This window comes from Arthrobacter sp. 05L417 (genome assembly GCF_056397865.1).
The window spans coordinates 1-610 of sequence record NZ_JBFTOG010000111.1 but is presented as its reverse complement, the minus strand read 5'-3'; the positions used below and the strand labels follow the sequence as shown (position 1 = coordinate 610).

Sequence of the window (610 nt, the reverse complement as noted above, 5' to 3'; positions counted from 1 at the left end):
AGGCGTGGTTGGCCTGGTCGCCGGCGAGCGTGCAGCCGATCGACTCCCGCACCTTGCTCCGCGCCCCATCCGCCCCGACGACGTACTTGGCCCGGACAACGCGCTCCCGGCCCTCGTCCGGTCCGGCCGTGTGGTGGAGTGTGACCGTGACGGGGTAGTCGCCCTCGCCCGTGACCACGAGGCCGCGGAACTCGTATCCGTAGTCGGGGGCCATGCGGGCAGGGGAGTTCGCCATGAACTCGGCGAAGTAGTCCAGCACGCGCGCCTGGTTGACGATCAGGTGCGGGAATTCGCTGATGTCCCCGGTCGGATCGTCCAGGGCGCGGGCGGTCCGGATGATGCGCGAGGGATCCGCGGGGTCCGGCTTCCAGAACGCCATCTCGGTGATCCGGTACGCCTCGGCAATGATCCGCTCGGCGAAACCGAAAGCCTGGAACGTCTCCACGCTCCGGGCCTGGATACCGTCGGCCTGGCCGATCGCGAGCCTCCCGGCGCGGCGCTCCACAATCCGGGTTGTGACACCCGGGAACTGCGACAACTGCGCGGCGGCAAGCATCCCGGCGGGCCCGCTGCCCACGATGAGCACGTCGACCTCCTCCGGAAGGTCCAC

1 protein-coding gene is annotated in these 610 nt (G+C 69.8%); it reads right to left on the bottom strand.

Annotated elements, in window-relative coordinates:
- On the bottom strand, window positions 1–610 hold a 610-nt coding region (locus AC1DJW_RS26535; protein ID WP_476902963.1), incomplete at both ends, for an FAD-dependent monooxygenase.